This window comes from Streptomyces sp. WAC05292 (genome assembly GCF_003949955.1).
In the GTDB taxonomy this organism is placed as follows: Bacteria; Actinomycetota; Actinomycetes; order Streptomycetales; family Streptomycetaceae; genus Streptomyces; species Streptomyces globosus.
Genome location: NZ_RPSE01000300.1, coordinates 1 through 7,921 on the forward strand (window position 1 = coordinate 1; position 7,921 = coordinate 7,921).

Consider the following 7,921-nt stretch of genomic DNA (forward strand, 5'->3'; position numbering starts at 1 on the left):
CCCGCTCCCCAACCCGACCGGCCGCGGGATCCGCACCGTGGGCGCCGCCACCCCCGGCCTCTACGGCGGCACCAAGCGCCTCGGCAGCTGCGACGTCGAACAGCAGCTGCGCGCTCTGACCGGCGACGAGAACAAGGCCCGCGCCTTCGCGGCGGCCTCGTCCGTCCAGGAATCCGGGCTCCCCGAGTTCCTCCGCGGGCTCACACCGGTCGTGCTCCGCGCCGACACCCGCGTCACGAACCACGGCTTCCGCGACGGCGGCGCGTACGGCTTCCAGTCGGTCCTCCAGGCCGGCACCGCCGTCCTCGTCGACGCGCAGGGTATGCCCCGCCTGCGCTGCGCCGGCGGCAGCCCGCTGCTCGCCCCGCTGAGCGCGAAGGGCACCCCGGCCGTCAAGGGCGAGCGGTGGAACGGTTACCAGCCCAACCAGGTGATCGTGATCGAACCCTCGCCCCACCCGCTCGCCGGCCTCGTCATCGCCAACGTCGCGGACAACACCTGGATCGAGCGGACCACCGGCGACGACGGCGCCCAGGACCGCTCCCCGCGGGTCATGCCCGCCTACGACCCCGCCGACGGCATCCCCGCCGGGGCCGCGCCGGCCACCGCCCCGGCCGCCCCGCCCGGGGAGAGCGTCCCGGGCGGGCAGGACGCCCCGCAGCGCACCCCGTCCCAGCCGGGCCTGCCGGCCGACGGGTCGGCCGGGGCGGACCAGGCCACGGGTGACGGCGGCGACGTCGCGCCGTGGCCGGGCGGCGACGACACCGCCGCGGACACGGGCGACCTGTACGACCCGAACGCGCCCGGCGCGGAAGCCGGAGCCGAAGCGGCCCTCACCGATCCGGGCGCCGACCCGTGGACCGCCGACACGTCCGGCACGCAGACCGACGGCGCGGACCCCTACGCCACCGACTCCACCGACCCATACGGTGCCGACTCCTACTCCGCCGACTCCTACTCCGCCGACTCCGACTCCTACGGCGCCGACGCCGACGGCACCGGCATCCAGGACGCCGACCCCTTCGCCGGCGCGGCAGGGGCTCCCGGCCGCGAAGCGGTGCAGGAGCCGGACCCGACCACGGCCGGGGTGCCCGCCGCCGGGGCGGCGACCGGGGCGGTTCCCGCCGCGCACCCGGGGGGCGCCTGACCCGCCGGTGTGTCATGGTGGACCGGTGCCGACCACCGTATCGCTGCCGGACGACTGGCCCGCACACCCGGACCGGTCGCTCTCGCTCAACCGCATGGGCAGCTTCGACTGGGACCTGTCCACCGGCCTGATGCACCTGGACACGGCCGCCCTGGACGTGTTCGACACCGCCGCGGAGGAGTACGACGGCCGGCCCGAGTCGCTCGCCACCCGCGTGCCCGAGGGGGAGTGCTCCCGCCTCTTCGACCTCGTCTCCCATGCCCTCAAGGGCGACGAGGACAGCTACGGCGCCTACTTCCGGATCCGCTGCCGCGACGGCCGGCTGCGCTGGACCCACACCCAGGGCCGCGTCATGCGCGACCGCGACGGCCGCCCCCACCGGATCATCGGCATCGTCCGCGACGCCACCGAGGAGCTCAGCCACTCGGCCGAACGCCTCGGCCTCGACGAGGAGCGCCGCCGCCAGACCTCGGTGGTCGAGAGCACCACCGCGGCCCTGGCCCACGCCCGCACCGTCAAGGACGTCATCGACGTCATCGGCGACGCCCACGGCCTGGAGCGGCTCGGCTCCATGGGCATGGTCATGGGGCTGGTCGAGGCGGGCCGCATCCACCTGGTCGCCGAGGGCCCCTCGGGGAGCTTCGTCCCCGGCACCCGCTACACCCGCATCGACGAGGACTACCCGATGAGCGAGGTGGTCCGCTCGCTCCAGCCGCGCTTCCTGGACTCCGCGGAGGAGTTCGCCGAGGGCTACCCCGGCCTCTGGGCGAAGATCTCGTACATGGACATCTCGGCGGCCGCGTACCTGCCGCTGATCGCCCAGGCCCGCCCGATCGGCGCGATCGGCCTGCTCTACCAGGACAAGGACGGCTTCACCCAGGACGAGCGGAACCTTCTCGTCGCCCTGGGCAGCAGCATCGCGCAGAGCCTCCAGCGCGCCATGCTGCTGGAGCAGGAGCACGACCTCGCCGAAGGCCTCCAGCAGGCCATGCTGCCGCGCCGCATCCCCACCGTCCCCGGCGGCGACATAGCCGTCCGCTACCGGTCCGCGCGCATGGGCCAGGACATCGGCGGCGACTGGTACGACGTGATCCCGCTGCCCGGCGGCCGCGTCGGCGCCGTCATCGGGGACGTGCAGGGCCACGACACGCACGCCGCCGCCGTCATGGGCCAGCTGCGGATCGTGCTGCGCGCGTACGCCGCCGAGGGCCACTCGCCGGGCACCGTCGTGGCCCGGGCGTCGGTGTTCCTGCACGAACTGGACACCGACCGCTTCGCCACCTGCACGTACGTCGAGGCCGACCTGTCGACCGGCGTCCTGCAGATCGTCCGCGCCGGGCACATCGACCCGCTGCTGCGCACCCGCGACGGCGACTGCCGCCGGCTGGCCGTCGAGGGCGGGATGCCGCTCGGCCTCTCGGCGGAGTTCGGCCGCCTGGAGTACCCGGTGACGACGGTGGAGCTCGACCCCGGCGAAACGATCCTGCTGTGCACGGACGGCCTCGTCGAGCACCCCGGAGCGGACCTCGACGACGGGATGCGGCTGCTGTCCCGGCTGGTCCGCGGCGGACCGGAGGACCTCCAGCGGCTCGCGGACCGGCTCTGCGAGGTGACGGACGAGCGCGGCGGCGACGACGACATGGCGCTGCTCCTGCTGCGCCGCCGCGTGGAGGAGACGGCGCAGGGCGGCGGCCGGCTCCAGCAGCACGTCGCCCCCGGCGATCCGGAGGCCCTGGTGTCGGCCCGCCACATGATCGGCGCGGCGGTCCGCGCGTGGGGCGCGCGGGAGCGCTCCGACGAGATCGAACTCGTGGCGGACGAGCTGATCGTCAACGCCCTCATGCACACGGACGGCCCGGCGATCGTCACCCTGCGGGTCCTGAGCGGGCCGGTCCGCCGGCTCCGGGTCGAGGTGGAGGACCGCTCCAGCGCCCTGCCGCGCCGCCGGGAGGCCGGCGAGGCGGGGGTGTCCGGGCGGGGGCTGATGCTGGTGGACCGGCTGGCGGACGTGTGGGGCGTGGAGGCGCGGGGCAGCGGCAAGTGCGTCTGGTGTGAATTCCTCCTGAACTGAGCCCGCACCCCCGGTCCGGGGCCGTCCGGTCGCGCACCGGCCGCCGGATGGGCAGGCTGGGGAGATGCCCGAGCTGCCGGAGGTCGAGGCCCTCAGGGAGTTCCTCGACGAGCACCTGACCGGGAGGGTCGTCGAACGCGTCCTTCCGCTCGCCGTGAGCGTGCTGAAGACGTACGACCCGCCGCTGTCCGCCCTGGAGGGGCAGGCGGCGGGGCCCACCGCCCGGTACGGCAAGTTCCTCGCCCTGCGGATCGGGGAACTCCACCTGGTCGCCCACCTGGCCCGGGCCGGCTGGCTGCGCTGGCATGACGCCCTGCCCGACCGCCCGCCGCGCCCCGGCAAGGGCCCGCTCGCCCTGCGCGTCGCCCTCGAAGGCGGCGGCGGCTTCGACCTGACGGAGGCGGGTACCCAGAAGCGTCTCGCCGTGTACGTCGTCCGGGACCCGGCGGAGGTCCCCGGCATCGCCCGCCTGGGGCCGGACCCGCTGGCCGAGGGCTTCGACCGGGACGCGTTCGCCGCGCTGCTGGCGGGCGAGCGCCGGCAGATCAAGGGTGTGCTGCGCGACCAGGGCGTCCTCGCCGGCATCGGCAACGCCTACAGCGACGAGATCCTCCACGCGGCCGGGGTGTCCCCGTTCAAGCAGGCCTCCGCCTTCGACGAGGAGCAGGCCACCCGGCTGTACGAGGCCCTCCGGGACACTCTGCGCGAGGCCGTCGACCGGGCCCACGGCGTCGCCGCGGGCCGGTTGAAGGCCGAGAAGAAGAGCGGCCTGCGGGTCCACGGCCGCGACGGCGAGCCCTGCCCGGTGTGCGGCGACACCATCCGGTCGGTGTCGTTCGCCGACTCCTCCCTCCAGTACTGCCCGACCTGCCAGACGGGCGGCAAGCCGCTCGCCGACCGCAGGCTCTCCCGCCTCCTCAAATGACCCGGCGCCCGCTCCCGCCGCTGCGTACACTTCCGCACCATGCAGGGCCCTCCGCCACAGCCGTTCCGGCCGGCGGCGGCGCCCCGGCGGGAGACCGTCACGGGGGTGCCGCGCGCCGCCCGCCGCCGTGCTCCCGCGTACACCCCGGCGCGTTCGGAGATCTGCGAGCAGACCAGCCTCGGCACCACGTACGTACGCGCCCTCATGCGCAGCCAACTGCGCGCCGGACTCGGGGCGGTGGCCGCGCTGGCGCTGGCGGTGGGGGTGCTGCCGCTGCTGTTCGCCGTGCCCGGGGGGGTGCCGGGCCCGGTGGTGTGGGCGCTGCTGGGGGTGGCGGCCTATCCGGTGCTGTGGCTGATCGCCCGGTGGTACGTCGCGCGGGCGGAGCGCAACGAGGCCGACTTCGCCGGCCTGGTGCTGGACCCGGCCGACCCCCCGCCTGCGCGGCGGCGCCCGTAGCGGGCGGCCGGCGGGCCGGCTCCGGGCGGGCCGCGGGGCCGTGGTCCGGTCAGAAGAGGTGCATGGCCAAGTGCCCCAGGGGGAGCCCGAGTTGCCAGGCGGGGGTCCACACGCGGGCGTTCTCGTCCAGGCCCTGGCAGGGCTCGGGCCCGCCCGGCCGGGCGGCGTCGATGTTGGTGGCGAAGAGCTCCGTCCGGTCCAGCCAGCGCCAGGCCGCGCGGGCGAGTTCGAGGTCCGGGTCCTCTCCGCGGCCGCTTTCGCGGGCTTCCTCGCCCAGCGCGAGGAAGCGGGTGTGGACCCAGTCGCGCCAGGGGTGCCCGTACGCCGTCAGCGACATCCACTCGTCGAGCTGGGAGACCACGCGGATCCCGGAGAGCTCGCCGGCGGCGTCGGAGAGGTAGATGGTCAGGGCGAGCGTGTCGCGGCCGGCGCGGAACTCCAGGGTGCCGGCCGGGATCAGCCGGCCCGTGCGCAGCAGTTCGTCGGCGATGTACTCGGCGTACAGCCACGCCATGGGCACCGCAAGCCCGCCGTCACTGGTGCCGTTCGTACCCTCGGGCTGCACCGTTCCACCTTCTCCCGCGTGTCGAGCTTCCCGTCCGTGGGTACCGAGCCTTCCTCTCCCGGCTTGCGCCGTGGGGGATGTTTACTCAACTTGAACGGTCTGCGGCCTGTTTCCGCGCACTTCGTGTCCGATCCGCGTGCTTTCGGATCGATTCCCCGTGCGGCGGCCGGGCGGTGGCGCGCTCACGCGCCGAGCCCGTACCCGTATCCCTGGAGGCCCTTGCGCAGGGCCCGCAGGGCGTAGTGCGTGCGGGACTTGACGGTTCCGGCGGGGATCCCCAGCTCGGCGGCGGCCTCGGCGACCGACCGGTCGCGGAAGTACACCTCCAGCAGGACCTCCCGGTGCTCCGGTCCAAGCGACCCGACGGCGCGCCGGACGTCGATGGCCGTCACGGACCCCGCCACCCCGTCCTCCGGGGCGGGGGCCTGCTCCAGCGCGTCCGCGTCGACCTCCTGCGGCCGCGAGAGGCGGGCCCGGCGCGCGTCGATCGCGAGGCGCCGCGCGACGGTGAAGAGCCAGGGCCGCATGGACGCGTGGCCGCTCGCCAGGGCCTCCGGGTGCTGCCAGGCCCGAACGAGCGTCTCCTGGACGAGGTCCTCGGCGCGCTGGGCGTCCCCGGAGGTGAGCCCGAGCAGGAGGCCGAACAAGGCCCGGCCGTGTTCGCGCTGGAGTTCGGCCAGCGCCTCGGGGGCCGTGCGTGCGAGGGTGGGGGAGAGGGGCACGAGGGCCTCCTTCCTGGGGCCGTCCGGGTCCGACGCACCCACCCTCACCTGCGCCGGGCGTCCCGTGAACCGTCCGGCCGCGGTCTTGCGCCCAAGCGCCCGGGACGCCCGGTGGGCGGCCGCCCGGGCCGGTGAGCGGTCGCCGAACGGTCGAACGGTGCGGTGAACGGACGCCGCGCCGGTGCGGACGCCGGTGCGTCCGGCCGGCTCCTCCGACGCGCAGCGACTCCTTCCATGGATTAAAAGGTGATCAGATAGTCGTATTAACTGGAGAGAGTGGTGCCCATGACCCAGCGCACCCGCAAGGCCCTCGCGCTCCTGTCCGCCGCCCTGCTGCCGGTCGCCAAACTCATGGGCGCGGTCGGGCTGTTCGGCACCGTCGCCGGCGTCGTCCTCTTCCACGTCGCCTACGGGCTGCCCTTCGCGATCTTCCTGTTGCGCAATTACTTCGCCGAGATCCCGCGCGAGATGCTGGAGGCCGCCAGGATGGACGGCGGCAGCGAGTGGCGGATCTTCTTCCGCCTCGTGCTGCCGCTGGGCCGCCCCGCCATCGCGAGCCTCGCCATCTTCCAGTTCCTCTGGGTCTGGAACGACATGCTCGTGGCGCTGCTCTTCGCGGACAGCGGATCCCAGCCGCTCACGGTCGCGCTCCAGTCCCAGATCCGCCAGTTCGGCAGCAACATCGGCGTCCTCGCGCCGGGAGCGTTCCTGTCCCTGGTGGTCCCGCTCGTGGTGTTCTTCGCCTTCCAGCGGCACTTCGTCCAAGGGGTGATGGCCGGCTCGGTGAAGTGACGCCGCGGGGCGGTCCGGGCCCGCCCGCCGCGTTCGGGAGGACCGCATCGCCGTGCGATGCGGTCCTCCCGAATGCGGTCCGCCCCTGCCGCGCGGCCGGGGCGGGGTCAGGCGGTCAGCCGGCGCCCCCGTTGCCGCCGTTGCCGCCGCGGCCGCTGGTCTGGCAGCCGGCGCCGACGCAGACGCCGCCGTTTCCGCCCTTGCCGCCGTTCCCGCCGTCGCCGCCGGGCGGGGCCGCCCCGCCGTTGCCCCCGTTGCCGCCGTTCACGCTGCCGTGGCAGGAGCCGACGCACACGCCGCCGTTGCCGCCGTTCGTTCCGTTGGCGCCCGTACCGCCGTCGGTGCCGTTGCCGCCGTTGGCGCTGCCGTTGCAGCGGCCGACGCAGACGCCGCCGTTGCCGCCGTTGGTCCCGTTGACGGTCCCGTTGCAGTTGCCGACGCACACGCCGTCACCGACCTGGACGGTCCCGTTGCCGATCTTGACGTTGCCGGCGCCCGTCTTGCCCTTGCCGATGACCTGGCCGAGGCCGAGGCCGCGGCTGCCCGTCGAGCGGCTGTCGTCGGGGGCGGTGGCCGTCGTCGCGGTCTCGGGCGCCTTCGCCGGGGCTGCCGAGGCGGCGGGTGCCACGGCGCCGGCACCGATCAGGGCGGTGGAGACGACGAGTCCGAGTCGGAACTTCCAAGAGCGCATGTGCATGGCATTTCTCCTGCCGGTCCTCGTGCGGTCCGGGCGGTTGTCGGTCGGGGGTCGGATGTCCGGGCTGTCAGGGGCAGAAGGGGTTGGTGCCGTTCATGAGGGCGGTCCAGTTGCCTTCGAGGTAGTGCTTCTTCCAGGTGTCGAGCTGTTGGACGGGGATGTCGTACTGGTGGGCGATGTCCTTCTTGCGGGTGTCGGTGTCGTCGGTGAGGAGGGCCATGACGATGTGGACCTTGTCGGCGAGGTTGAGTTGGTCGGCGGGCTTGTCGGGGAGGGTGTCGAAGCGGAAGCAGCCGGGTTGTCCGGGCTTGCCGGGTTCGCCGGGCTGTCCGGGGGCGCCGCCCTTGCCGCCTTCGCCTCCCTTGCCGCCTTCGCCGCCGGCGCCGCAGTACGGGGGGAGCTGGCCGGCGGTGGCGGGGGTGGTGGGGGGTGGGGTGGCGTGGGCGGAGCAGGCCGTGCCGGTGAGGAAGGCCAGGGAGGCCGCCGCGAGGATGATCCGGCGGTGCCAGGGGGTGGTGGACATGGGGTTCTCCGCCTCGGGAG

General features: G+C 74.5%; 8 protein-coding genes and 1 pseudogene. 5 read left to right on the forward strand and 4 right to left on the reverse strand.

Features of this window, described 5'->3' with window-relative positions:
* The 4 genes from EF903_RS24505 to EF903_RS24520 all read left to right on the forward strand — a co-directional run.
* On the forward strand, nt 1–1,147 hold a 1,147-nt coding region (locus EF903_RS24505; RefSeq protein WP_221888766.1), incomplete at its 5' end, for a DUF6777 domain-containing protein.
* Between the two features lie 7 nt (nt 1,148–1,154).
* Nucleotides 1,155–3,218: a SpoIIE family protein phosphatase gene (locus EF903_RS24510; RefSeq protein ID WP_260615861.1), complete on the forward strand. Its 2,064-nt coding sequence runs from the start codon at nt 1,155–1,157 to the stop codon at nt 3,216–3,218.
* 64 nt (nt 3,219–3,282) lie between these two features.
* On the forward strand, nt 3,283–4,143 hold the full coding sequence (locus EF903_RS24515; RefSeq protein ID WP_125546615.1) for an Fpg/Nei family DNA glycosylase: 861 nt from the start codon (nt 3,283–3,285) through the stop codon (nt 4,141–4,143).
* A gap of 39 nt (nt 4,144–4,182) precedes the next feature.
* Nucleotides 4,183–4,602, forward strand: a complete 420-nt coding sequence (locus EF903_RS24520) for a hypothetical protein (protein ID WP_125546617.1) — start codon at nt 4,183–4,185, stop codon at nt 4,600–4,602.
* Between the two features lie 49 nt (nt 4,603–4,651).
* Here the strand turns inward: EF903_RS24520 and EF903_RS24525 are convergent, their stop codons facing one another.
* Together EF903_RS24525 and EF903_RS24530 are read right to left on the reverse strand one after the other, a co-directional pair.
* Complete coding sequence (locus EF903_RS24525) at nt 4,652–5,116, reverse strand: hypothetical protein (protein WP_185902797.1); 465 nt, start codon at nt 5,114–5,116, stop codon at nt 4,652–4,654.
* A gap of 233 nt (nt 5,117–5,349) precedes the next feature.
* Nucleotides 5,350–5,889 (reverse strand): sigma-70 family RNA polymerase sigma factor, encoded by a 540-nt coding sequence (locus tag EF903_RS24530; RefSeq protein ID WP_125546621.1) that lies wholly within the window; start codon nt 5,887–5,889, stop codon nt 5,350–5,352.
* Between the two features lie 330 nt (nt 5,890–6,219).
* On the opposite strand from EF903_RS24530, the pseudogene EF903_RS24535 reads away from it, so the two are divergent.
* A pseudogene (locus tag EF903_RS24535) lies at nt 6,220–6,681 on the forward strand (carbohydrate ABC transporter permease); the annotation flags it as partial.
* A 115-nt stretch (nt 6,682–6,796) separates the two neighbouring features.
* Here the strand turns inward: EF903_RS24535 and EF903_RS35935 are convergent.
* Both EF903_RS35935 and EF903_RS24545 read right to left on the reverse strand, forming a co-directional pair.
* Nucleotides 6,797–7,378 carry a hypothetical protein gene (locus tag EF903_RS35935; RefSeq protein WP_185902796.1) on the reverse strand — a complete coding sequence of 194 codons (582 nt, stop codon included), beginning with the start codon at nt 7,376–7,378 and terminating at the stop codon, nt 6,797–6,799.
* Nucleotides 7,379–7,445: 67 nt separating this feature from the next.
* Nucleotides 7,446–7,921 (reverse strand): helix-turn-helix domain-containing protein (locus EF903_RS24545; RefSeq protein ID WP_312845957.1); only part of this gene is annotated, 476 nt, incomplete at its 5' end.